The sequence below is a fragment of the Lacihabitans sp. CCS-44 genome (genome assembly GCF_024343735.1).
Taxonomy (GTDB): Bacteria; Bacteroidota; Bacteroidia; order Cytophagales; family Spirosomataceae; genus Leadbetterella.
In genome coordinates, this window is sequence record NZ_RJUE01000066.1 from 169276 (window position 1) to 194286 (window position 25011).

The following is a 25011-nucleotide window of genomic DNA, read 5'->3' on the forward strand; positions in this document are numbered from 1 at the left end:
AAGGAGTTTGAAAATATAAAACTCCACCTGTTAACCGCTACAATACCGCTTGAAAAAATGAAGATGTCCGATTATTCAAACACTCATTTGCATACAGAAACTTATAAAGGTAATTTTTGAGAATTGACATTTGAAAGCTATTTATTCTATTCAAATTGTAAACCTAATTACCTTTGGATATTTGGTCTACCGAAAGTAATTTCTCTGATGAGCAACAAAAATGAAACCTAAACACATTTCTAGCAATATATCTCCAAAAAACACAAAAAAACTAATATTCCACCTACCTTTACCAATGGCAATCCTGCCAATATCGCTCTTTTAAGGTTTAATAGTATGCAGAAGGTTTTTGATGCCCTTATTGATGGTTATTTGATTGACAAAGTGGGTATTTCAGAAAACTTTCTGAGTCTGGCATTGTCCAAAAACCTTAAAGCCAATCTTGTTAAACTTTTTAATGACAACCAACTCATTTCGGCCAAAACTGGCAGTGGAAGTGAGACAAATCTCAACACAGCCGTACGCTCCGACAAAATTTTTTGGCTAGATAGAATGCATGACAACCAACACGAAAATGCTTTCTTTGACATCATGGATGCTTTTGTGATATTTCTAAATCAAACCTGCTTCACAGGCATTACAAGCTATGAGTTCCATTACGCCCTATACGAAAAAGGCAGTTTCTACAAAAAACATCTCGACCAATTTAAGTCAAACGCCAGCCGACAATTCACGATGATTTTCTATCTAAACACCAATTGGAAACTCGCCGATGGCGGTGAATTGTGCGTTTATTTTCAAGATTCTTCTCAAAAAATTTCCCCTACCAACGGCAAAAGCGTATTCTTTAAAAGCAGCGAACTGGAACATGAAGTCCTTCTTAGTCATTCACAAAGAATGAGCATAACTGGCTGGTTTAGGGTGGATTAATGTGGAGTGTTTAATGGTTATTGGTTGATTACTAGTGGTAGTGTGACACTAAGTAAAGCCGAAGTGGGTTATTTGGGTGGTCTGTAATTATTTTTTACTTTTTCGAATACAGTCCTCTTCGATTTTTACTTTTTCACAGGTTCTATAACCTTTCTTAATTCAATTTTGCATTTTCAGTATCCGATAGCTTGTTGAGATCTAAAAGGTAATAATCCTCCTGCGGCTCTACCATTGGCAAAAACTTCTTGCCTATTTCTATTTCATTGTATAAAAACGACCTTCGGCTGTAAATAGGGTCGGCAAATGTATCGTTGGTTCCTTCAACGGCCACTAAAATCTCGGCATCGGCAGCTTGCAAACTATCCAAAGTTTCACCAAAAAGTACGCTCTTCTCTGTAATGGGATGCACCAAAGTCCAGGCCATGGCAAAAAATTTCACCTTACTTCTCTCTAAATCTAAGCCATAATATTTTCGTTTTACAAATCCATCAACGGTTTCGTTTCTTGAAAAAATCACACTCGCTTCTACATTAATCAATTGATTACTTTTTTCATTAGCCAAACGAATCATGAGGCCATTAATATCCAAATATGGTGCAATTATAGCTCTTTCAGAATATTGAATGCGAGGAATTGGTTTCGAAAATCTACCATAAAGCAGACCCGTAAGAACCGAAAAAGACAATAGACCCATAAATGCTTCCACAGAAGCTATGATGTTGGTAATGTAACCCACAGGACTGACCCTGCCATAGCCCACCGTAGTGAGCGTCTGACTCGAAAAGAAAAATGCTTCCCAAAAATCCGATAAGCCATGGTCCTTGTTTACTCCCATGAGGTTTTCAATACCAATGAGGTAGTAAACAATACCAAAAGAAAGATTGACCGTCAAATAAAAACCCAAAGACATGAACGCAAATTTGCCCCACGACATCGTAATGAGCTTATGGTAAAGATTTACACGGGCTTCAAAGGACTGTCCGATTTTTTTGACGTTAAAATTGCCTTCATTATTAACCAAACGTGCTGAAGTTGAAGTTGCCGTGGTTCCAAATCCAGTATCTTCTCTTTGTTTCTCTTTTTCTACTAGGTCTATTTTCTTCATATATATTTAATGCAATGGCTTTAAGATGAAATCCATTCGGGGCTGGTATATTGCCAAAAAAGGAAATGCTTTTTTTTCAAATGGATTATTTGCGTATAGTTTGACCAACAAATAACTCGACAATTAAGTTTTATAAAACCTCTAGATGCTCAATTACCCATCGAACAGCCTCTGCTTTGGAATTGATTTCCAACTTATTATAAATGTTTTTGATATGCGTCCGAACAGTATGTGGACTTATGAACATGGCATCAGAAATTTCTTGATAAGAAAAGCCATTTGCAAATGCTTTGAGAATTTCAGTTTCGCGTTTTGACAATTGCAAAACATGTTGTGATTTTGGCTGTGAAATTGGTTCTGTCAAAACTTCAACTTTTCCTGCAGACTCTTGTTCTATTTTTGATTTATAGTTTTTAGAAAGCTCCAAAAATAAGCCTATCGTAATGAAAAGTACATTCCAGATAGAACTTACAGAGTACAAAAACGGCAAAGTTACCCAACTATCGTGCAAAAAAACTGCGGCAAACCTTGGAACAACATAACTAAGCCAACCCGGCAAAATTGCGATGAGCATCCATGCAGAAAAAGGTTTTTCACGCCACGTTTTTAAGATCAAAGCCAGCATGAATATATTGAGTAGTAAAGCACCTAAGCGAGTAAATGAGCCAATATCTACTATTTGGTTGTGACAAAGATAAACCTCCCAAAGAGGAGAAAAAAACATCAAAAAAACCTGTATTAAACACACCGAAATAAGAATATTATAGGTCAAGACCCAAGAAGATTTATTCAAAAAATAAAGCCTATAAATAGACCACACAAAGTAGAAATTGAATAACTGAAAACCATAATAAATAAGATACTGAAAGTTGAAATATGGATTTTCAAAAAAGAGTTCCGAGTATTTCTGACCGAAAAGATAACCCTCTAAGTATAAATACAAAAAGAGAAATGAAATATTGGATAAAGAAAAAAAGAGAAATACTCGGACTTTAAAAAAAATAAAAATCAGTATATTCAGAATTATCAAAATAGTCATAAACCCCAACATAAGCCCATTGTAGAGGTTTTCTGAATCTCTGAACTCATCAAGGCCTCGTTGATCCAAGAACCTAATCGGAAATTTTACGGGGTTAAACTTTGAGATGCCCGATACATATATTTGGTAAACATTGTCTTTCTCCAAAACTATCGGGACAGTTAAAAGTCTGAGCGAATTTGGCCTTAAAAGTGTTCCCTTCATGATGGTTTGAGAACCAGAAATTATCTTTCCCTTTTGAAAAACATAGACATTGATTTCGTCAAAAACCGGATTGTGAATTTGAAGAAAAAGCTGCTGATTTTTACTAGACTTTGCATTCAATTTTATCCAACCTCTAAACTTCCCCCAGCCTAGATCAGGAATCACTTTTTCTGATATTGGAAGATTCGATAGCTTATCTATTTGGCAAGAATTTATTTTAAACGTTGTATCTATCAAATATGCCACCTCTCCAGTGTACTTTAAAGTTCCTCGAAAATCTCGAAATTCAAATACTTTTTGTGCGTCAGTCATTGACGACAAAAAGAACATCCAAAAAAATAAAATAATCTTAAAAAACTTCATTAAAGGCATTAATTGAGATTTTTTCGACTAAAATACCGCATTTGAGGTATTGACAAAAGGTCATTCCGTGAGTTCTTTTGTAATACAATTTTAATTGAAAATTTTCAGATTCAAATCATTCACTCATGCAATTCAACGAGGATTTTATATTACGGCAAGGCTTAGAATTGGTGGGCGAAGATTCTGAAATAAAGATTTTTTTGGATGAATATGGATGGTATTTAAAACTAAAAAACATAAAAGAGCCGGGCAGTTTGAAGGCAAAGTTTATAACGGCTTTGTTCTTTTCAAAACACCTCGATAGGATAAAAAAACCACCTCATTGGAAACTCAAAATGTGGGCAAAAGTGGGCAAATTTTTAGGTTACAGAATTTAAACTTTTTAGGCATGAAAAAATTAATTTTTCTTTACTTTATTTCGGTAAATATTTTTGCCCAAATAAGCTCAAAAATACCCACATCCAAAACCAATCTTATGGGTATATGGATAAACAAAGACTTTGGTTATGACATGAAACTTCAACTCAACGATAGCGGGGAAGGTCTTTTTGAGGACGAAAACATCAGTTATAAGATAGTAGGCAGTAAAATAAACATAAAGTTTAAGGAAGAAACGATTGCCTACAATTTTAAACTTTCAGAAAATACCCTAACGCTTTCTGGTGGAGATTTAGACAATCCTACGATTTTTTTTAAGAACGGTTCTTCGTCATCACCTAGCTCAAAAAGCAACCTTTCAACAACAAATACCAAAAGTCAAGATGAAAAAAGTTCAAAGGCCGAAAAATTGATTGGAAAATGGACCACCGAAGGTGCTGACATAGAATTTAAAACCAATGGCAAAGGAATTTACAATGGTAATCCATTCACTTACTCTATAAATGGTAACACCCTTACCAGTACCGACAACACAGGTACAAACACCTTTTTCTTTATGTTTTTGGGCGAATCGCTCTCTTTGAGCGGAGCTGGCATTAACGTAGTTTTAACCAGAGGACATAAAGGATACAAAGCCGAAATTTCGAAGAATTCAACAGAAAACAAAATAGTAGATAATAATTACGTCAGTGGAGGAATAGACCAGAGCATTTTGGGCAAATGGTGCTGGGTAAAAGCCTCAGGAAACATGCAAGCGAGTAGTTCGAGTAACAAATGTATCAATATAAGCGGCAATGGAACATATACATACGCCGCCGAAGGCTCTATAAGTGGCTATGGAGGAGGTTATTACGGTGGCTCAAGTAGCCAAAGTACCGACAGCGGCACTTGGAAAGTAGTAGGCAACAAAATTCATGTCAATTCTCGTTCTCAGGGATTCCAGATTTTATCGTTTGAAAAGCGAAACCACCCAAAAAACGGCGATCCAATGATAGTAATAGATGGAGATACTTACGTAACTTACAACCAAAGGCCAGCTTGGCGATAAACTAACACCATGAACAAAGAAGAATTAAAAGCCCGATTACAAAAAAACCTTTATAAAAAGCCAGGATTTTGGGAGAAAAACTTTCCGAAAGTTTTCACTTGGATTGGAACCTTACTCTTGGTAATTGGCCTAGGGATTGGTTGTTACAACTTCTATTTTATTCAAAATGCCACAAAAACCAAAGGTGTGGTTTTAAGGCTTGATGGAGGAGCATATAGACAAGGCTATGCCCCTGTTGTAGAGTTTTTAGACAAAAGTCAGCAAGCTCATCTACACTATCACATGGTCTTTAGTAGACCTCCCCAATATCAGGTGGGCGAATATGTAGATATTTATTATAAAAGTGATGACCCAGAAAATGCCAGCATGGGGTATTCTTGGTTTCCAATCCTTATTTTAGGCGGTATTGGTTTAGTATTTATATTTTTCGGTATTATATTTCAAAAAGCATTTAAACTATGAAAACTCTTGTTATCAAATTATTAGTATTAGGTTTATACTTAATCAGCAGTGTTACCTTTGGCCAAATCACACCAAAAAGTACAGCAGAAAAATTCTTCAAAGAATACCAAAATTTGGGTGTAACCAAATCGATTGATAACCTCTATGCTTCCAACAAATGGATGGAGTTTTCGGCAGATGCAGTCTCTGGACTAAAAACACAATTGGATGCCCTTACCCTAGATTTTGTAGGAAAATTCTATGGTTATGAACTCATAAAAGAGCAGAAAATTGGAGAAAACTACATTTTCTTGACTTATGTGGGCCGATATGACCGCCAGCCTATTCGCTTTGATTTTGAATTTTACAAACCAAATACGACTTGGCAAATCCACAGTTTTTCTTTTGACGATAAATTTGGAGAGGACTTGAAATGATTCTATTTTTTCAATAATTAAAAAAGCACAAATTCGAAGACCGAAAGAAGTTTTTTGCCTTTTTATAAATTTCATACATTCTTTTTTTTAAGCAGCGAAATAATACTTATATTCGTAATCGCTTATATACTAATTAATTAACTAACCTAAAGCATGGTCACATTTTTAAAAATGTGCGGCACTTTGTGCCTAATTTTGCTAAGCCTTTTTGGCTATGGGCAGGTAGACAATACGAGTAATTTGGGTTTCGAAAAAGGCAATTTTGACGGCTGGACGCTCAGCTATGGAAATGTGAAATTGGTCAACAATAAAATCGATTATCAAAACACCCAAAACGGCACTATCCAAAACAGACATTTAATTGTATCTAAATTTCAAGGTAATGACCCCAAAATAAGCAATGAGTCCATTCCGCTGGTTGGAAAAGAAGGAAACTACGCCATGCGAATAGGTAAAACTCAAAATGGAAATACTTGGGAAAGAGCCGCCACAACTTTCAAAATAACAGCTAATCATACTTTGTTCCAGTATCATTTTGCCGTTTTGCTGCAAGAAGATGACGGCACACGCCACACCAAACCTCAGAAACCCGGTTTTTCGTTAAAAATCACAGATTTGGCTGGTACTCAAATAACTTGTGGCGACTTCGATGTACAGCTCGAAGGTAATCTTTTGGCAGGTTTCAAAGCCCAAGGCGATATAGAATATAGAAACTGGACAACTGGAGCCATAGATCTGAGACAGCATATTGGAAAAACTTTAAAAGTGGAAGTAACCGCACACGGTTGCACAGGACAAGGTCATTTTGGGTATGCCTATTTTGACGCTGAATTGCTAAAATCTGAGATAAAACAAGCCTCCGTTTGCCCTGATATTAATGGAAACATGACTCTTTTGGCACCCGATGGTTTTGAAAAATACCAATGGAGCAACGGAAGTCTGAGCAAAGCACTTTCGGCCAAAACAGTACTTGGTGAGCCATTTAAAGTTACCATTACGCCTTTTTCAAGTTTAGACGCCGCATGCAATTTCTCGCTTTTTTATACTGTTCCTTTCAAAACGACTAGCCAAAACTTAAAAGCGTCGATTTGTGACGGAGAAAACTTCAAAATAGATGACCAAGTATACACAACCACTGGTAGCTATACCAAAATAATATCAAGAGGCGGAATATGCGACAGCACAGTTAATCTCGAACTTTTGGTAAGTGAAGTACCAAAATTCAACACCATCATAAATAAATGTGAGGGAGAAAGTGTCACTGTAAGAGACACCATAATTACCACAAGCGGGAACTACAGAATCAGAATCCAAAGATCCGGAAAGTGCGATTCAGTGGTAAATGCAGACGTGAATTTTGAAAAACTTGAAATAAAAGCAACTGAAAACCAAAGAATTACAATAGGAGACCCCATCGAACTTGTGGGTGAAACTACAAATGGAAATGAAGGAAACACAAAATGGCTAAGTACAACTCAAGAACTATGTAACGCTTGCCACAAAATAACTTTAGAACCCATTTCTGACCAAAATTATTTTTTTGAAACTGTAAGTCAAACCGGACTTTGTAAACGGACAGACACCACCGCTATAAAGGTCGTACCCTGTATGGTACATTTTCCAGATTCATTCTCGCCAAATGCTGATCCGCTAAATGCAAAATTCTTTGGTTTTGGAAGTAAATGCATTGCCAAACTACTCAGTCTAACTGTTTTTGACCGTTGGGGTGAACAGGTATTTATGACAGAAAATATTCCTGTTTCAGACGAAAACTACGGTTGGGATGGCAAGAAAGCTGGTAAAGAATTGTCTCCTGGACTTTACACTTACGTAGCAAAAGCACAACTTTTAGATGGCTCCATAGAGCAATTCGAAGGCCCGATTAATCTACTCAGGTGAATCCAACTAAATGATAATCAATACATTGTATAAATAAAAAGCTATGGGCTGTGCTGTAAAAATTGTAATCATTTGAGTACAAAGACATAATAATTTGTAAAATATTAGAAAAGAATTAACACTTTTGAGAGACCTAAAAACTAAGAACAGTATGTTTATTTATAAAAAATAGACTCTCATAAAATAATTATTAATGAAAAATATAAAAATCAGACTAGTGATTCACTGGGTAAGATGGATCTATCAAAACTCAGGCTATAAATAGTAGCTTTTTTGGATTTAATAACTGAATTCACATTATAAAATAAAACTCAGACTTACAATTAGCACACAAACTAGAGTGCAAGCAAACAGGTGCTATTTCAAACAATTAAATGATTCTCCGTGATAAAAAACTCGTCTTCTCGTTATTTTCAGAAACACAACAAGAAATAAGATGACCCTTGAATTTAAAATAATAAGTAAATAGAAACTTTGAATAAATTCGATATTTTTATTCTACACATGCAACTTCTCCCCTATTTACTGCATCCATATACCAAAAACCGCTCATACAAGAAAATAAACCATTTATGTATTAACCACTACTTTGCATTACATAATACCATTAAGTTTGCATTGAAAAAAGAAGCTATTACAAAAGACAAGCACTAAAAAATGAAAAAGCTATTACAATTAACTTTTGCCTTATTGGCAACAATGAATTCTTTTGCCCAAAATTCTGGGTCAGTAACTGGAGTGGTTTTGGATGAAAAATCTGAAATACTCCCATTCACGAATGTTCTACTATTAAAAGCCAAAGACAGTACACTGGCGAAGGCAGTGACTTCAGACATTGACGGCAAATTTCTAATCGAAAATGCCGCCTTCAACAACTATTTATTGAAAATCTCCATGGTGGGTTATGGAGAAATTTATACGCCAAAGTTCATTTTGAATGAAGCCAACCCTCACTTTAAATTTGAGCCTATAAAGTTGACTTTACAAACTCAAATGTTAAAGGAAGTCAGTGTTACTGCCAAAAAACCGTTTATAGAGCAACAAATAGACAAAACCGTTGTAAATGTCGAAAACAGCATAGTCGCTACAGGAAATACACTTCTAGAAATTCTGGAAAAATCTCCTGGAGTAGTAGTAGATAGGCAAAATAATGCCTTGAAACTTAAAAATAAAGATGGTGTTTTAGTGATGATAGATGGCCGCAGAAATTTCCTCTCTAACGAAGCCTTAATACAGTTTCTCTCGAACTTAAACAGCGAACAAGTAGCTTCTATTGAGATCATTACCAATCCTTCATCAAAATATGATGCTCAAGGAAACTCCGGAATCATAAACATAAAATTGAAGAAGAATCTATCTTTTGGAACCAACGGAACATTAACTGTTTCTGCAGGAAATACGTTTCTGCCAGATGCCCCCAAAGATCTTTATAGACTTTCTACAAACCTCAGTCTCAACCACCGCAATAAGAAATGGAATTTGTATGGAAACATAAATCCAGGCAAAAACACATGGTATAATGATAATACTCTAGTGAGATCAACCAACTACGAGGGGCTGAGAAGCGAATTTGATCAAAAATCTCAAAGAAATGGAAGTGGAGTTTTTACAAATGGAAAAATTGGTGCTGACTATTTCCTCAGCAGCAAAACCACTTTGGGAGCTATGTTAGATGCCAACAATTGGGAAGGAAGCGGCGTAAATTCTGGCCTGACGAATATCGTAGAAATCAAAAATGGTGTGCGTACAGCTAGTAGCTTGATTCCTAGTTCTAAAAACGACAATGCTAATTTTAACATTACGGCCAACATGAACCTCAAACATAACTTTGACGACAAAGGCAAGGAATTGACGGTCGATTTAGACTACAGTGGCTTTAACAACACGTCGCTTTCTAACTTTGAAAACAAGTTTTTTGATGCAACCAATAAACTAACTGAAAATCAAATTCAAAGAAATCCAACCTCCACCATCATAGATATTTATGCGGCAAAATTCGACTTTTCTTTGCCAACCAAAAACAAAGCAAAGATAGATATAGGAGCCAAAACGAGCTATGTTAAAACAGACAATGACTTTGTTTTTGAGCAATTACTTGACAACACTTGGGTAAATGACGAGGGCAAAACCAACCATTTTGTATACAAAGAATTTGTGAATGCAGCTTACATAAACTACGGTAAACAATGGAAAAAAGTGGGAATACAGTCAGGTTTGAGAGCCGAATATACGATATCAGAGGGTAATTCTTTGACACTAAATAAAGTAGTTCCGAAAGAGTACTTAAGTCTTTTTCCTACTTTGTTTATAAACCACAACATCAGCAAAAACCATGGCACAAGATATACCTATAGCCGCCGAATTGGAAGACCTAACTACCAGCAGCTCAACCCATTCTTGTTTTTCTTAGACCCTTATACTTTCCAGAAAGGCAATGAATTTTTGAATCCACAGTTTACCGACAATGCAGAGTTTACCTATTCCTACAAAGGGGCATCATCGATAGCGTTTGGTTATTCTTTCACCAAAGACAACATGTTTGATGTAATAGAGCAAGAGGATGACACCAGAAAGACCTTCCAGACTACTACCAATCTAGAAAAAGTAGAGAATTTTTCAGTAAATATTTCTTTTCCAGTTACTGTCAGGAAATGGTGGACGATGAACAACAACATCAGCGGATATTACAACAGATTTAGAGACAGTGATGTGTCTGGTGGTGTGTTAGACATCGGAAATTTTGCTTATAATTTTTACACAGGTAACACTTTTTCTCTTAAAAAAGGCTGGTCGGCAGAAGCCAATATGTGGTATAATTCACCCAATATTTTCGGAATCATAAAAGCAACAAAACCACAATATGCTGTAAATGCTGGAGTACAAAAAGTATTGAACAAAAAAGCTAGATTGAAACTTAACGTGAATGACATGTTTTTAACCTCATTCTTTAATGGAAAAATTGACTATCAAAACATTGACTTGGCCGTAACCAATCGTTGGTCGAGCCGCAGAGCAACACTCAGCTTCACGTATAACTTTGGTAATCAGAATGTTAAGAGTGCAAGAAGAAGAAGTACCGCCACTGACGACCTGAAAAGTAGAGCAGGTGGTGGACAAGGGTAAAGTATTATCCTCTGCCCAGTGGGCAGTTTTTTGTAGCGATTAAAATTTAAAGGAATTCGAAAGACATTTTCATTAGATGAGAGTGTCTTTTTTATGTTTAATTGGGCAATTTTGAATAAAACTCCCAGCCTAATTCCTCAACCAAACTATGCTTTTGTCCTTTTACCATAAAACCCACATGGCCTCCATTTTGAGTAAGTTTTAGGTGGATGTTTTTATTGTTTTCCGCACCTTTTATATCCAAACATTCCGGACTTAAAAACGGATCATTTACCGACTGAACAATAAGAGTGGGGATACAAATGTCTTTTAAAAGAGGTTTGGCAGAAGCTTTTTTGTAAAAATCCTGAGCGTTTTTATATCCATGTAATGGAGCGGTGTATCGGTTGTCAAAGATTTCAAAATTTTTGACATCTTTCCAGTAATTATCAATATTAAGAAGTCTATTATCAGGAAACATCCGAGATTTCTGTTCCAACTTTTTCCCTAGTTTTTTCAAGAAACGATTCATATAAAAACGTTTTCCTGGTTTGTCCAGTTCGGCGACAGATGTCGGTAGATCTAAAGGGACTGATGCAACAACCGCACCTAATATTTGCGATGGCACACTGTGAGCGTATTCGCCTAACAACCTCAATGTCAGGCTCCCGCCCATACTGAAGCCTGCTAGAAATATTTCTTTATAACCCAAAGAAATGGCATATTCTACCACAAGCTTGAGATCTCCAGCATCGCCGTGGTGATAAAACCGTGGTAGTTTATTAATTTCCCCACTACAACTCCTTGAATTCCAGCCGAGTCCGTCAAAACCATTCTTGCAAAACTTCTCAACCATTCCAGTGACATAATGCCTTGTGGAGTCACCCTCAAGGCCATGCGTAGCTATCATGAGCTTTTCACTACCAGTTTTTACCCAATCTAAATCCAAAAAATCGCCATCTGGAAGCGAAATCCTTTCCCGCACATAAGGCACAGGAATTTTCCGAAACAGACTCGGATAAATGGTTTGTAGGTGTCCGTTTATTTGTAAAAAAGGCGGTTTGAATAGCATAAATTAAAACTGATAAACCATGGCATTGCAATGCATCCCCGCTCCTACTGAGGCAAAAACCACCTTCATTCCTGAGGTAATTTCGTAATTACCCAAATCATGCTTTCTAATCAGATCTAACATGGTAGGAATGGTTGCTACCGAAGTATTGCCAGTAAACTCGATGGTGGTGGGTATTTTCCCTTCGAAAGAAAGTCCCTCTAAACCATACATCTGTGCTAAATTATTGGCAAATGCATGGAGCATTTTGCCATTGGCCTGGTGAAACAAAAACATGTCCACATCAGAGGCAGTCAATCCGGCTTTGTCTAATGCAGCTTTGATTACTTTTGGCACCCATACTGTGGCATATTTGTACACATCTTTTCCGTTCATTTTGAAAAGTGTCGGTGCTTTGAGCTCTTTGTTGTAAGATTTTGCCAAATAAATGCACGAAATATCCTCCTGTGCATGAGAATAAGTGGCGTATGAAATTATGCCCGTTTTGTCGTCTTCGGCACTGCTTGTTACTATAGTTGCCCCGCACCCATCAGCCAAAATCATCGAGTCCAAATCATGCGGATCCATCAATCGGGAAGCGACTTCCAAGCCTACAACCAACACATTTTTTGCATCGCCCATTTGTATGGTTTGGTGGGCTTGTATTATTCCCTGCAACCAACCTGGACAGCCGAAAAGCATATCGTAGGCAAAACATTCATGATTGGCAATAGTCAGTCTATTTTTCAGAAGAGCAGCCAAATTGGGTACAGTATGAAAGCCATCTCTACCCTCAAGCATGTTGCCAGCATTGTGTGCCACTATGATGCCATCAATGAGATTTCTGTCTTTCCCCCACTCTGAAAGGGCGTTTTCGCATGCAGCCACCATCAAAGGCACCGAATCTCCCTTTTCTGAAATATATCCTCGCTCTTTTATCCCGGTAATTTGTTCGAGTTTGGCAACCATCTCCTCGGTAGACTTGGGCATTGGTAAGCCATCTTCGTTAAGGAAATTTCTATCTAAAAAATAAGAGTTCGGTATTCTTCGCTCAGGCATTTGAGTACCTGTAGCTGCTATGATGGTTTTCAAAATGGTCTTCGTTTGATGGTATTTGATTCAACAATTACACAAAATTACATTATTCCATCATACAATTAGACGATTCTCTTTTTTTGATAAAAAATCTTTTCTAAAAAAGGAAAAATGTGAATCATCAGAGAAGATTCACATCCAAATACTATGGTAATCTTCAAAAATTAATTTTCAACATAAGTAAAAACCGAGGTTTTGGCATGATTTACTACCGATTCTGCAATGCTTCCTTTAAAGAAGTGAGCAATCCCTGTTCTGCCGTGCGTGTACATCACTATTAGATCTGCTTGTTCAGTTTCGGCATATTCTTGTATGCCGTATTCGACTGTGTTGGCATTAAATATCTCAAATTTGCAGTTTGCAAGTCCCAGTTTCTTTGCAAGTTTGTGCATTTTAGCCTCGGCCTCCAAGTAATCAACTTTTCTGTTACCATCATCGACATGTAAAAAGTGAAACTCCGCTTTTTTTAAGGGAAGACTATCTATTGCTTTTTTTATAAATTCTTCATGTATAAAATCTACAGCCACAACTACTTTTCTAGGTTCAAAAACATCCTGAGAATCCTTTACTACCAACACTGGGCATGAGGCCATTCGCACAACTTCCTCGCTATTTGAGCCACTAAAGAACTCCTTAAAGCCTTCGGCACCATTTGAACCCATCACTATCAAATCTGCCTTGTGTTCTAAAACGGACTCTACAAAATGTTCACTCGTTTCTTCAATTAATGGCTTTATTTGCACCCCCGAGTACCTTGAAATGAGTTCCTTCATTTCTTTCTTGGCAGCTTTCAAAATATCCTCCCAAGCGTCATCTATAGACACACCAGAGGCACCATATAGCGAATAGTATGCACCTACATTAGCAGTAGGATAGACTTTCACGTTTAGAAGTTCAATTTTTGCGTTTATTTTTTTAGCAATTTCTACAGCGACATCCAAAGCTTTGTTGGCAATTTCGCTTAAATCAGTAGGAACCAAAATCTTTTTCATGATATTTTTATTTAGGACATTTTTGAATCTCTTTTGGATATAAATGTCATAAAAACATCAAAAAAAAAGAATGATTTATACTTTCAGAAATTATGATTTATTGCATGATTTTGGCCTGCTTTTTTTTAAACAAAAAAGACCAAACCCACGTATAAAGTCAGTTAGAAGAATTAGATTCAGTTGAAAGAGCGAATTCACCGTTTAAAAACATCGGACTTTGAGAAAAAATTGTCCATTGTTTTTTTAAGAAGTTTTCACTTCTCTAATTTGTCAAACTTTGCACCAATTGGCGGTCTATAACTCTCGAAAGGAATCTTTAACAAGGGCGTAAGATGCTCATTTTCTTTGGGTTCCATGTAGGTATCTATACCATAGATTATATCTTTTTGCTCCATAAACCTGTAAGTACCCAAGAGTCTGTCCCAAACCGAAAAAATGTTTCCATAGTTGCTGTCGGTATACGGCTGTGTGTAATGATGGTGTATGTGGTGCATGTTTGGGCTAACAATTATATAGCTAAGGGTTTTGTCGAGCCAGGTGGGCAAAGTAATATTGGCATGATTAAACTGCGACAAAACCACAGACAACGATTGATACAAAAAGACCATCCACATGGGAGCTCCAGTAATGACAACTGCAATGGTGGTAAAAATAAACCTAAACACGCTTTCGCCAGGGTGATGACGATTGGCGGTGGTGGTGTCAACGTGTAAGTCGGAGTGGTGAATCAGGTGAAACATCCACATCCATTTTACTTGATGCTCAAGCCAGTGAATAAAATACGCCCCAATCAAGTCTAAAACCATTAAACCCAAAATGGCATACAACCAAAGCGGCATTTGGGGCAGCCAATTTATTATTCCAAAATCATTTGCAACAGCCCAATCTGAGGATTTTAACAATACTAAAGCCAAAGAAAAATTAATTAGGACACTAGTAACCGTAAAGAAAATATTTATACCGGCATGTTTTACTTTTTGATATTTAAAATTGAAAAGTGGTAATGCCGACTCCCAAATCCAGAAAAAAGTTATACCTCCAACTAATAATAATGACCTGTGTAGCGAGGGAATTGTTTTAAAATATTCTATGATTGGTTCCATAAATGTTTTGTTGTTGATGTGCGAAAATAACATATTTTTTCTTTATAAAATACCATTGTATTCCAAATACAATAGATTACACAGCCATTTTTTGGTCTGTACACAAAAAACAAATTCTGATTTCGTTTACACAAGATATTTTGTTTGAGGATATCTATATATTTGTATCAAAAACCGAAAATACTATATGACCAAAACGTCAAGCCTATTTTTAATCCTAATCACAATTTATGTTTCTGGATATGCACAAATAACTAATAAAAACGAATTAGAAGCTTACAAGTCGGCTTACAATGCTTACGTCTGGGGTTTTCCTTTGGTTACATTGTCGCTCACTATTGACGAATTCGTGCAGAATCCCGAAAGAGCCAAGTTTAATAATTTTGCGATAATATCGTCAAACATAAAGCAAAAGACCATTTCAAACGAAGACATCATTTACTCAAAGGCATTTCTGGATCTTAAAGAAAGCCCTTTGCTTATCACCCTGCCTTTGAATAACTTAAAATATTACTCTTTAACTTTTACAGATGCCTACAGCAGTATTTTTGAGGTTTTTGGTTCAATAAAGAACATCAGCAAGGAGAAGGCGATTCTGATAGTAGGACCCGACTGGAAAGGTGAAATACCGAAAGGAATTAAGAAAATCATAAAATCTCCTACGAACCTAGCTTGGGTAGAAGGCAAAGTTTCGGTTTTGGATAAACTGGAAATGATCGAGTCAAAAAAACTTTTGGAAAGCATAAAGATTACTGAAATTGACAAAAACGAAAGTAAAAAAACTTGGACAGAACGCCATACATTTCCTAAACTCAAAACCACTGGAAACCCTGCAGAACTAGCCCTAGCGATGGACTGGAAGTCATACTTTGCGTTTATGAGTCAGATTTTGAAGGAAAATCAACTTCAAGAATATCAAAAAAAATATGTACTGGATTTTGAGGACTTGGGCATATTCGTTGGAAAGGATTTCGAGGATGCCAAAGTAAGCAACAAAAAACAAAAAGGTATAAAGCAGGGATTTGCGGATGCCACGGAGCTGTTAAAAACGGAGGCTCCCAGACAGGAAGATTACAACAAAAACGGCTGGTCGTATAATGTTGGCGAAGGGAAATGGGGCAACAAATACACAAAAAGTGCGGCTTCGGCGTTTAATGGTTTCAATCAGACGGCCTCTGAAGAGACCATGAAATACAAAACCTCCATAGACATAAACAAGGAAAAGTTAGAAGGAAATAAAAAATACAAACTAACTTTGAAAAAGACTCAGCTGCCTCAAACCAAAGCTTTTTGGACGTTAAATGTGCTCCAATCGGACAAGCAGGTTTTTGAAAACCCGAAAGGAAAATATGGTATTGGGAACAAAAGTAAAGGCCTAAAATATAATAAGGATGGTTCGCTCACCATTTACTTACAAGCTGAGCCGCCGAAAGGATTTGAAACCAATTGGGTGCCCACACCTTCACAAAATTTCGAATTGGTACTTAAAGTTTTTGCTCCTGGCGAATTGGTTTATTCAGGAGAATGGGCTCCGCCTGCTATAGAAATTGTAAAATAACCTTAAATAAACCTTTAAAAATGGCAAAAAATATCTATAAAAATGACTCTGAATCGGTTACGAAGTATATTTCAGAAATGAAGCCCGAGGACGCAGAATTGTGCGAATTGATAAGAAAAGCTATCTTGGAGACCGACGAACAGATTGATGAATTTATCAAATGGAATGTTCCTGCCTATTTTTACAAGGGCGAAATGAAACCTTATGACCCCAAGGAATACAAAAGAGATATGTTAGTCTTTAACACCAGGCAAAAGGATCATATTCTGGCTGTTCTACCTTCTGGAGCAAAACTGACAGACATTGATAATCTTTTAGAAGGTAACTACCCCGACGGCAGAAGACTCATTAAGTTTTATAGCGTATCTGATTTTTTGGAAAAGAAAAAAGCGTTTCAGCAGATTCTTAAAGAATGGGTTTCGATGGTGGAGTAATCTACTTCCTAAACGAAAATTGACTGTTAGAAACCTCGTCAAGATTTCTAAGTACCTGACCTACAATGGCCTTTAATTGGCTTTTTGATAGCGTATTTGGCAATCTGCTACAAGTTCCTCTATAAAAAATTTCTTTGGTCTTATTATCCATTATTTGAATCATCAGGCTTTTGCCAGCTGTATGCTTTTTGGACAACACATTGCCGCTACTCACAAAATCCATATCAATAAGCTTGGTTTTTTCATTATATATCTTGTAAAAAACCGCCAAATCGAAATTTACATCGTCCTGGAAATACCCTTTTTTGTTAAGGCTATGCTCCATAGCACTCCAAATTTCTGGGTTGCTTTTTTCGTCTTTTACCAAAGTATAGGTGATTTTCTTAAATTCATAACTCTGGTCAGTATAAGTATTCACCACAAACGGCCTTGTACTTATGCAGCTTTGTGTAATAATCGCTATCAAGACCAATATTTTTGATTTCATCTGAACGTATTTTCACACAAAAGTAAAAATATTTTCTAATAATGTTTATATATTTTTGTAAAATAATACAATTATTTTACACCATTTTGAATTTTGCTTTATACTTATTTAAAATTCTATTTGAAACAACGGCAAGTATAATACCTGGAGCAATCCAAGTAATTAAGTAGCCATAGAAAGGGAAGTTTTCTGGCAAATAACGTGGCACAATATTAACACAAAAGGCGGTAATTGCGGCAGAGTATGCACCCATCATTTTGCCACCATGAGCAAAAAGCCAATGCATTTTTTGAGCAGTTTTAAAGTTGAGGTAGTATTTTAAATCTCCGTAAGAATTCAACAAGCTTACCACTCCAAACACTAAGAATAGATATTGCAAACCCCCAAATTTTTCTGAATCAAGTACGCCGTATGCACCATAAGCCAGCATAACCAAGCCAGAAATACCAATAGCAAAGGCGGCGAGTTTGTCGTACCATGTTGGCTGAAGTCCTTTTTTCATGCTCAACATTCGTTTTCCTGACCAGTTGGGGTAAAAACTAACTATACCAATGGTTAAGAAAAACTGGTATCTTAGTTTTTCGGGATATAGTACAAAAAACAATAAAGTAGTAATGAAAATAAAAAACATAGCCCAATAAAATACCAGACCTGAGGCATTATGTACTTTTCCGCCTTTTTTTCCGTAAGCCATGGCCACCAATCCCGAAGCCAGTGCCAGAATACCTGCCAATACATGTAGAAATAATGCCGATTGGAAAATTGCCTTTAACATCTTGTTTTTGTTTAATGCTCAAAAGTATAGGACGTTTTGAATAATCAAAAATTAAAGGGTCAACGGTCAAATGCTAGGGGTAAAAAGCAAGTTTTTGGGTTATTTGAAGGCGTTTTGGGATGTTTGACAAATTAAGTTTTTTTGCAAATGGTGTTTAATTTGGAATGTCAGAGACAACATTTATCTATGAATTTTCGTAAAGCTATATATCTCAGAATAATTACAGTATAATTTTAAATTCTAAACTGAATGGAACGCAAGGAATTTCTAAAAAAAGGTTTGATAAGTCTCGGATTGTTTACGGCATTGCCCATTGTAATGGCATGCGAAAAAACCGAAGTGGCAGCTACAGACACTACCACAAGCACGGGTACTACAAATGGCAGCACAGCCAGCGACTGCTCGGTAACCAACAGCGAAACTGCGGGGCCATTCCCAATCAAAGACCCAGCCTCTTTGGTGAAAATGGATATTACAGGAGATAGACCAGGTGTAAAACTTACGGTAAAAATAAACATCAAAAACAAAAATAATAGCTGTGCGGCCTTGGCCAATACCATTGTGGATATCTGGCATTGCGACGCCAAGGGCGAATACTCAGAATATGGTGGTACTGGTATGCAGGCTGCCAACTGGACTTCGGCTCACTGGCTTCGGGGCAGACAAACCACAGATGCCAACGGCTTGGTTACTTTTACATCCATATTTCCGGGTTGGTACTCGGGAAGGGCTCCTCATATTCACGTACATGTATACAATGCCAGCGGCAAGTCGCTTTTGGTGACACAAATTGCCTTCGATAAAGCAATTTGCGACACGGTGTACACCACTGCCACGGATTATAAAAGCCATGGAAAACAAGACACCACTAATGCCAGTGACAATGTCTTTGGCGATGGATTTGCAAATGAATTGGGGACACTCACCGGAAGTATAGCTGACGGCTATATGCTTACGCATAATATTGTGGTAAGTGCTTGATTATAAACCATAAATGGCGACAAGTAGTTCGCCATTTATTATAATATCCCAGTATGAAGAAAATTACCCTACACTACAAAAAGATTATTGATAAAACCAGTACCAAGAACTGGGAAAGACAAGTTTGGGAAGCAGCGTTTCTTGAATATTGTATGAAAGCTCAATTTTACGACAGTGATATTCAATATCCGATCTTCAAAGACTTAATTTTGGTCAAACCAGAAGCTCAAAAACTTCACTATCTTACTAGTTTAGGCTGTTTGGGTCTTATTCAGCGGTTAAATAATTTTTTCCCTGACATAGCAGATACCTTGGGCAAAAGGTCAGTTCCATTTCTAAAATATGATTTCAAGATTCTCAATGCCAATTTCAATAAAAAGGACGATTTTGTTGTTCAACTAGACTTTGAATCTACTCCACTTCTTTATATTGAATCCATTGCAGATACACTTTGGCTGGGTTTGCCTGACTCCAACACAGAGGAAAAAACAGAGACTCTCATGGTGAAATTGCAGAATAATTTAATGATTACCACCATTTTGAATCCGTAAGCTTTAGAAAGGCTAAGCAATTATTATTCCCTTACAACCTATCTGTAAAAAATAAATATATGAAAAATAAGCCTAGCATTATTCACTGGGCCGAAAGTAGGGAAATAACTCAAACTGAGGATTACAGAGTTCTTAGCAGCATCCCGTCTGCCATTGCCGAAATTGACAAGTCAGATTTATTACAGCAACTCAAGCTTTTTAGAGATGTCACCATTGCACCTCAAAAGAAAATGGAGATTGTCCAAGCCTCCAGTAGCAGCACCATTTTTATACCAATGGTTGGTGGTTTGGAAATAATACAAAACGAAAAGAGTGTCTTTGTAGAACCCGGTCAATTTTATTGTCATAACAGTAAAGAAGAGCATTCTCTCGTGCTTCAAAATCCTTATGAAACAGAACACATCAACTTTATAGAACTTTGTTTTGCCTCTTTAGAAGAAAATAATAGCACAACCGGGCGTTTCAATTTAGATGGCGAACTAAATAATCTCGTTGAACTAGAAATATCTCTTCCTCAAAAAATATATTTGGGCAAATTCTCTACCAGGAAAGAGTTTTTGATCAATTTTGAAGAAAATAGAAAAGCTTATTTCTTTGTAATCCATGGCTCATTTGAAGCCAACGGTATGCTCCTTCACAACAGAGACAGTGCAAGTTTTGTTTCGGTGGACAGTCTCGACTTTGAATCACTGGGCCAAGATAGTATTGCGTTGGTGTTTGTAGAATAAGACTACCTGAGTTTTTCTATCAAAAAAGAAAACTTCCGAGCTACAGGAACTAGAAAATCTGTGAATTTTAAATGCAGTTTGTAACCCTGGGCATTGCCGCTGACTTTGATTACATGATCAAGATTGACTATAAATGAGCGGTGGGTTCTGACAATGTTCTCATCTGCAATTTGCGATTCGATTCTCGTCAGACTACTTCTCAAAAGTGTTTTTTCAATGTTTTGATCTTTTAAATAAACAATCGAAGAATAGTTATCTGAAGACTCTATGTACAATAACTCCTTGTTTCTTAACTCTACAAAATCTTTTTCGTTTTCGGCTACAAGCTTTAGTTTTTCTTCGGCCATTTCGTCCTTAATATCTTTAATTACAACAGGTTTTGAATACTTTTTCAGCTGATAGATATAGTCTGCAAGAACCCAGAAAACTGTCGGAAATATTCCAATACCTAATACCCAGCCAAAGAAAGTGAGCCAGTTGCTTAATGAAAACTCCCATTTAAAAATGGCCGATCCGTAAGCAACATTGCCCGTGGTTATGATGAGCAACAATATCAAAACGCCTAGTATTTCTTTCCAGATTACCCAGTTTTTTTCCTCATGAAACTTCGGAAAGAGCGAAGGAATAGCCTGCCTGTGAAAATAGGTTGAGATGGAGGTAATCAAGGCGAAGCCAATCAATTTTAAGAATTTGTTTGGGTCAGACCATTCTGAAATATCAAATGGCTGAAAAAAAACGAAGAACAAATACAAAAACACGCCTTCTCCAAGTGAATGAAGTGCCGCTTGAAGCTTAGTCCTTTCCCTTTGCGGGTAGGGCTGAAAAAATATGCTTATTGTTTTTTTCAGAACGAGCCCAATATTTGGTTAAAAAAGCCTTTGATAGCGTCAGGATAAACCACCATCATAAAAACCACTCCCCAAAGACCTCCCCAAAGGTGAGCCATGTGGTTGACATTGTCACCTTGACGTCTGTCCATATAAATGGAATAAGCCACATAGATTACTGCAAAAATGTATGCTGGCATAGGTATGGGTATAGGAAACATCATCAGTTTGGTCATTGGCGATAAAATAATGCTGGCAAAAACAATAGAACTCACTCCACCCGAGGCACCCAATGAGTTGTAAAAGGCCATATTTTTGTATTTTATCATATCAGGAATATTGGAAACGATAATACCCAATAAATACAACAGCATAAAATATAAGTGGGTATTTCCTCCAAACAGATATTCAAAATAACTCTCTACCGCACCTCCAAATAGATACAAGGCATACATATTCAACAATAAATGCATGTAATCTGCATGAATAAATCCGCAGGTGAGTACTCTGTAATATTCTTTTCTGTGGCTTACCGAATATGGATTATGAATGAGTTTGTTCATCAAACCGCCATCTCTAAATGCCATGAAACTGATACCTACCGTTATTATGATTATTATTACGCTTAAACTCATGATTTTAATTTTCTCTGTTTTCTAATTGCTCCGCAAATGATCTCAAAACTTGTTTTTTGTCCTCACTTACCGATAGTTTATCAAGGGCGGCAGTGGCTTTTGTAAAATATTTCTTTGCCTCTGCTTCTGCCTCTGCTCGTATTTCTAGTTTGTCATAAACGGCTTTTATGGCTTCTACTTTTTCGTTAGCATCAAATTTTTTCTTTTTCAACCAGGCTTCCAACGTTTTTGCCTCATCTGTTCCTGCCGATTTTTCTATGGCATCAAGCAACAACCACGTCTTTTTGTTTTCTATAATATCTCCACCAACTTGCTTCCCGAACTTCTCTGGATCGGCATATACATCTAGGATATCGTCATTCAGCTGAAAACCAAGGCCCAAGTTTACGCCTATTTCGTTTAACAAATTTACAGACTCATCATCGGCATCTGCCACTATTCCACCCAATTCCATAGCAAAACCCAACAGAACCGACGTTTTCAAACGAATCATTTCGATGTAGTCCTCTTTTTTGACGTCTTTCTTGGTGGCAAAAACCATGTCGAGTTGCTGTCCTTCACATACTTCGGCGGCGGTTTTGTTGAAACGACGAACAACCTGTTTAAAATGTCTGTCTTCAACTTGTAGAAGTAAATCATAAGCTGCCACGAGCATTACATCTCCCGACAAAATAGCGGTGTTTGTGTTCCATTTTTCATGAACGGTCTGCTGGCCTCTTCTCAAGGGAGCCTGATCCATGATGTCGTCGTGCATCAGTGTGAAATTATGAAAAACCTCAACTGCCATAGCTGGTTTAATGGCTTTTTGCCAGTTATAAAGCCACATATTGGCCGACATAAGTGTAAGTAAAGGCCGCAGTCTTTTGCCACCCAACGACATTATGTATGCTATAGGCTGATACAGTTCAATTGGATTTTCTCCATAAGAATAATTCTCAAATTCTTTGTTTATGGCTTCTAGATAGGATTTAAAGGGCATCAATAAGTATTTTAGATTCAAGAGTACATATAAGAAACAAAGCTATGGCTTATTTTGTTAATAGTCAGTCAAAAAAACTTAATTTTTAACTCTTCTGATTTGTAATTTGTACAAAGGATAGCTCAAAACTAAAAAGATAAGTGCGAACTGACTACTCTTTAAATCCTGCAAAACAGCTCCTACCAAAAATAATATGGAACAAACCAACAAAAAATATGGAACAAACGGAAAACCCGGAACTTTGAAAGGCCTAGCCAAATTGGGCTCTGTTTTACGAAGTTTTATTAATGAAGCAAACCCTGCGGCATAGCTCATTACAAAGAAAAAAGTGGCTATGTCGGAGAGTACTCCGCAAATCTCTTTGCCAGAAATAATTAACAGAATAGATCCTATGCTCGTAATGGGCATAGCCACTGAAGGCGTACCGGCTTTGTTCACCTTTTGTACCGCTTTATGGAAAAGTCCATCTCGACTCATAGAGAAAATTACCCTTGGTGCAAACATGGTCTGAGCATTGAGCATGCCAAGTATGGAGAGCATAAGGAAGAAAGTAACGGTTTTGGCAGATTTCTCGCCGAAAATAAGCAAAACCGCATCAGCAGCGGCGAGTTTAGAATTTGCCAAAAGTTCGATCGGTATTACATAGAGTATGGCAGCGTTTACCAAAAGATAAATCAAAATCACCATCAGAACACCTAAAATCATTGATTTTGGTAAGCTTTTGGCTGGATCTGCGTTTTCTTCAGAAAAATAAGAGGCCGTGTGCCAACCATCAAAAGTGTAAAATATTGATTGCAAGGCGGCTATTATTCCAAAAAGCAATGCAGGCTTTTGAGTCTTTTCTGCTGTGGCCTTCAAAAGCGAATAATCTACGTCTTTTCCATAAACAAAGCACAGAACAACAAAAACTAGTAAGCCAATGGCTTTCAGAAACGAAAGTATTTCTTGCGATTTTCCACCTGCCCAAGTACCCAGAAAGTGAAAAGAAGTCAAGATTATTAATATGCTGATGGCTATCAATTGTATGTAGTTTCCAATACTTGGCAGCAGCAGAATGATGTACTCGCTCATGGTGTAAGCTCCAAAACCCAAGGCCGCCACCGTGCCCAGCCAGCTCGTAAGGCCCGTTATAAATCCGAAATAATTGCCAAATGCTCGTCGGGCATAAACATACCATGATCCCGCCTGTGGAAGCGAAACTCCAAGCTCAATAGCACACAAAACCCCAAGAAATGCGTAAATACTGACCAATATCCAGATGAGCATAATAATGGTGGGGTCGCCTATTTGTGCAGCTATAGCTCCCGGTTTTCTCAAGATTCCTGTTCCTATGGTGCCGCCAATGGTCACGGCTATTCCGAAACCCACACCCAGAAGTTTTAGTAATTGATTTGATGTTTTTTGAGTCATAGTTTGCCGTTAGAAATGCAATATAATTCAAAAAAAGTTTCCTTTAGTCACTAAAAGAGGTTTTGTGATGCTTTTGTAAAGAGGTTTTGTATTTCTTACAATCCAAAAATCAGAATCTACTCTATATTGAGGTCACTTCTGTTAGGCAAATGATTTTCCTTGAATAATCATTAGCCTGAATTGCTCCGAACTGAAGAACTTTTTATGGAATTCTAGACGAAATTAACTTAGATTTTTGGGTAAAAAAAAATGCCGATTTGGTAGTTTAAAAGAATTGAAAACAACAATCTCTTCCAAAGTTTTGATACCTAAAATTACAGAAAGCTGTTTTTTTAAAATTATAATCATCCATAAACCAAAGAAAAATGGTTATCCCTTTCAAAGTTTTAACTCGAAAAATTGCATTTTATATTAAAATCAGATTAAAATTTCGAGAAGTTATCGGATTTCGTCTACACA

Annotated in this window: 24 protein-coding genes; 12 read left to right on the plus strand and 12 right to left on the minus strand. The window is 36.9% G+C overall.

Annotated elements, in window-relative coordinates; all coding sequences use genetic code 11:
* Nucleotides 1-336 precede the first annotated feature (336 nt).
* Nucleotides 337-930 carry a 2OG-Fe(II) oxygenase gene (locus tag EGI26_RS20715; RefSeq protein ID WP_255080988.1) on the plus strand — a complete coding sequence of 198 codons (594 nt, stop codon included), beginning with the start codon at nt 337-339 and terminating at the stop codon, nt 928-930.
* Between the two features lie 154 nt (nt 931-1084).
* Here the strand turns inward: EGI26_RS20715 and EGI26_RS20720 are convergent, their stop codons facing one another.
* Entirely contained in the window at nt 1085-2035 is a 951-nt protein-coding gene (locus EGI26_RS20720; protein WP_255080989.1) for an ion channel, read from the minus strand.
* Between the two features lie 130 nt (nt 2036-2165).
* The gene (locus EGI26_RS20725; protein WP_255080990.1) at nt 2166-3590 is read right to left on the minus strand and encodes a LuxR C-terminal-related transcriptional regulator; all 1425 of its coding nucleotides are present in this window, start codon (nt 3588-3590) and stop codon (nt 2166-2168) included.
* Nucleotides 3591-3766: 176 nt separating this feature from the next.
* Here EGI26_RS20725 and EGI26_RS20730 point away from each other — a divergent pair, with 176 nt between their 5' ends.
* The 6 genes from EGI26_RS20730 (at nt 3767) to EGI26_RS20755 (ending at nt 10967) form a co-directional block, all read left to right on the plus strand.
* Entirely contained in the window at nt 3767-4018 is a 252-nt protein-coding gene (locus EGI26_RS20730; protein ID WP_255080991.1) for a hypothetical protein, read from the plus strand.
* An 11-nt stretch (nt 4019-4029) separates the two neighbouring features.
* The gene (locus EGI26_RS20735; RefSeq protein WP_255080992.1) at nt 4030-5067 is read left to right on the plus strand and encodes a hypothetical protein; all 1038 of its coding nucleotides are present in this window, start codon (nt 4030-4032) and stop codon (nt 5065-5067) included.
* 9 nt (nt 5068-5076) lie between these two features.
* On the plus strand, nt 5077-5529 hold the full coding sequence (locus EGI26_RS20740; RefSeq protein ID WP_255080993.1) for a DUF3592 domain-containing protein: 453 nt from the start codon (nt 5077-5079) through the stop codon (nt 5527-5529).
* Nucleotides 5526-5945 carry a hypothetical protein gene (locus EGI26_RS20745; RefSeq protein WP_255080994.1) on the plus strand — a complete coding sequence of 140 codons (420 nt, stop codon included), beginning with the start codon at nt 5526-5528 and terminating at the stop codon, nt 5943-5945. Before EGI26_RS20740 ends, EGI26_RS20745 begins: the two co-directional genes overlap by 4 nt.
* A 153-nt stretch (nt 5946-6098) precedes the next feature.
* Nucleotides 6099-7844: a gliding motility-associated C-terminal domain-containing protein gene (locus EGI26_RS20750; protein ID WP_255080995.1), complete on the plus strand. Its 1746-nt coding sequence runs from the start codon at nt 6099-6101 to the stop codon at nt 7842-7844.
* A 657-nt stretch (nt 7845-8501) separates the two neighbouring features.
* Nucleotides 8502-10967: an outer membrane beta-barrel protein gene (locus tag EGI26_RS20755; RefSeq protein ID WP_255080996.1), complete on the plus strand. Its 2466-nt coding sequence runs from the start codon at nt 8502-8504 to the stop codon at nt 10965-10967.
* Between the two features lie 97 nt (nt 10968-11064).
* On the opposite strand, the gene EGI26_RS20760 is transcribed toward EGI26_RS20755, so the two are convergent.
* The 4 genes from EGI26_RS20760 to EGI26_RS20775 form a co-directional block, all read right to left on the minus strand.
* A complete protein-coding gene (locus tag EGI26_RS20760) occupies nt 11065-12018 on the minus strand; it encodes a YheT family hydrolase (RefSeq protein ID WP_255080997.1) in 954 nt (317 codons plus the stop codon).
* Nucleotides 12019-12021: 3 nt separating this feature from the next.
* Nucleotides 12022-13089 carry a 3-oxoacyl-ACP synthase III family protein gene (locus tag EGI26_RS20765; protein WP_255080998.1) on the minus strand — a complete coding sequence of 356 codons (1068 nt, stop codon included), beginning with the start codon at nt 13087-13089 and terminating at the stop codon, nt 12022-12024.
* A gap of 167 nt (nt 13090-13256) precedes the next feature.
* Nucleotides 13257-14084: a universal stress protein gene (locus EGI26_RS20770; RefSeq protein ID WP_255080999.1), complete on the minus strand. Its 828-nt coding sequence runs from the start codon at nt 14082-14084 to the stop codon at nt 13257-13259.
* 254 nt (nt 14085-14338) lie between these two features.
* Nucleotides 14339-15187, minus strand: a complete 849-nt coding sequence (locus EGI26_RS20775; protein WP_255081000.1) for a sterol desaturase family protein — start codon at nt 15185-15187, stop codon at nt 14339-14341.
* Between the two features lie 187 nt (nt 15188-15374).
* On the opposite strand from EGI26_RS20775, the gene EGI26_RS20780 reads away from it, so the two are divergent.
* A complete protein-coding gene (locus tag EGI26_RS20780; RefSeq protein ID WP_255081001.1) occupies nt 15375-16745 on the plus strand; it encodes a DUF1214 domain-containing protein in 1371 nt (456 codons plus the stop codon).
* A 20-nt stretch (nt 16746-16765) separates the two neighbouring features.
* Nucleotides 16766-17179 (plus strand): DUF1801 domain-containing protein, encoded by a 414-nt coding sequence (locus EGI26_RS20785; protein ID WP_255081002.1) that lies wholly within the window; start codon nt 16766-16768, stop codon nt 17177-17179.
* Between the two features lies 1 nt (nt 17180).
* Here the strand turns inward: EGI26_RS20785 and EGI26_RS20790 are convergent, their stop codons facing one another.
* Nucleotides 17181-17666: a hypothetical protein gene (locus EGI26_RS20790; RefSeq protein ID WP_255081003.1), complete on the minus strand. Its 486-nt coding sequence runs from the start codon at nt 17664-17666 to the stop codon at nt 17181-17183.
* 76 nt (nt 17667-17742) lie between these two features.
* Nucleotides 17743-18441 carry a hypothetical protein gene (locus tag EGI26_RS20795; protein ID WP_255081004.1) on the minus strand — a complete coding sequence of 233 codons (699 nt, stop codon included), beginning with the start codon at nt 18439-18441 and terminating at the stop codon, nt 17743-17745.
* Nucleotides 18442-18690: 249 nt separating this feature from the next.
* Between EGI26_RS20795 and EGI26_RS20800 the strand changes: the two genes are divergently transcribed.
* From EGI26_RS20800 to EGI26_RS20810, 3 genes are read left to right on the plus strand one after another with little or no spacing between them, the layout of a single operon-like run.
* Nucleotides 18691-19422 carry an intradiol ring-cleavage dioxygenase gene (locus tag EGI26_RS20800; protein WP_255081005.1) on the plus strand — a complete coding sequence of 244 codons (732 nt, stop codon included), beginning with the start codon at nt 18691-18693 and terminating at the stop codon, nt 19420-19422.
* 53 nt (nt 19423-19475) lie between these two features.
* The gene (locus EGI26_RS20805) at nt 19476-19973 is read left to right on the plus strand and encodes a hypothetical protein (protein WP_255081006.1); all 498 of its coding nucleotides are present in this window, start codon (nt 19476-19478) and stop codon (nt 19971-19973) included.
* Between the two features lie 59 nt (nt 19974-20032).
* A complete protein-coding gene (locus EGI26_RS20810) occupies nt 20033-20701 on the plus strand; it encodes a hypothetical protein (protein WP_255081007.1) in 669 nt (222 codons plus the stop codon).
* Between the two features lie 2 nt (nt 20702-20703).
* Here the strand turns inward: EGI26_RS20810 and EGI26_RS20815 are convergent, their stop codons facing one another.
* The 4 genes from EGI26_RS20815 to EGI26_RS20830 all read right to left on the minus strand — a co-directional run bounded on the left by EGI26_RS20815 (nt 20704) and on the right by EGI26_RS20830 (nt 24552).
* Nucleotides 20704-21447, minus strand: coding sequence for a LytTR family DNA-binding domain-containing protein (locus tag EGI26_RS20815; protein ID WP_255081008.1), 744 nt, complete (start codon nt 21445-21447; stop codon nt 20704-20706).
* A gap of 98 nt (nt 21448-21545) precedes the next feature.
* The gene (locus EGI26_RS20820; protein ID WP_255081009.1) at nt 21546-22163 is read right to left on the minus strand and encodes a rhomboid family intramembrane serine protease; all 618 of its coding nucleotides are present in this window, start codon (nt 22161-22163) and stop codon (nt 21546-21548) included.
* A gap of 4 nt (nt 22164-22167) precedes the next feature.
* On the minus strand, nt 22168-23142 hold the full coding sequence (locus EGI26_RS20825) for a polyprenyl synthetase family protein (RefSeq protein WP_255081010.1): 975 nt from the start codon (nt 23140-23142) through the stop codon (nt 22168-22170).
* A gap of 78 nt (nt 23143-23220) precedes the next feature.
* Nucleotides 23221-24552, minus strand: coding sequence for an APC family permease (locus EGI26_RS20830; protein ID WP_255081011.1), 1332 nt, complete (start codon nt 24550-24552; stop codon nt 23221-23223).
* Nucleotides 24553-25011 lie beyond the last annotated feature (459 nt).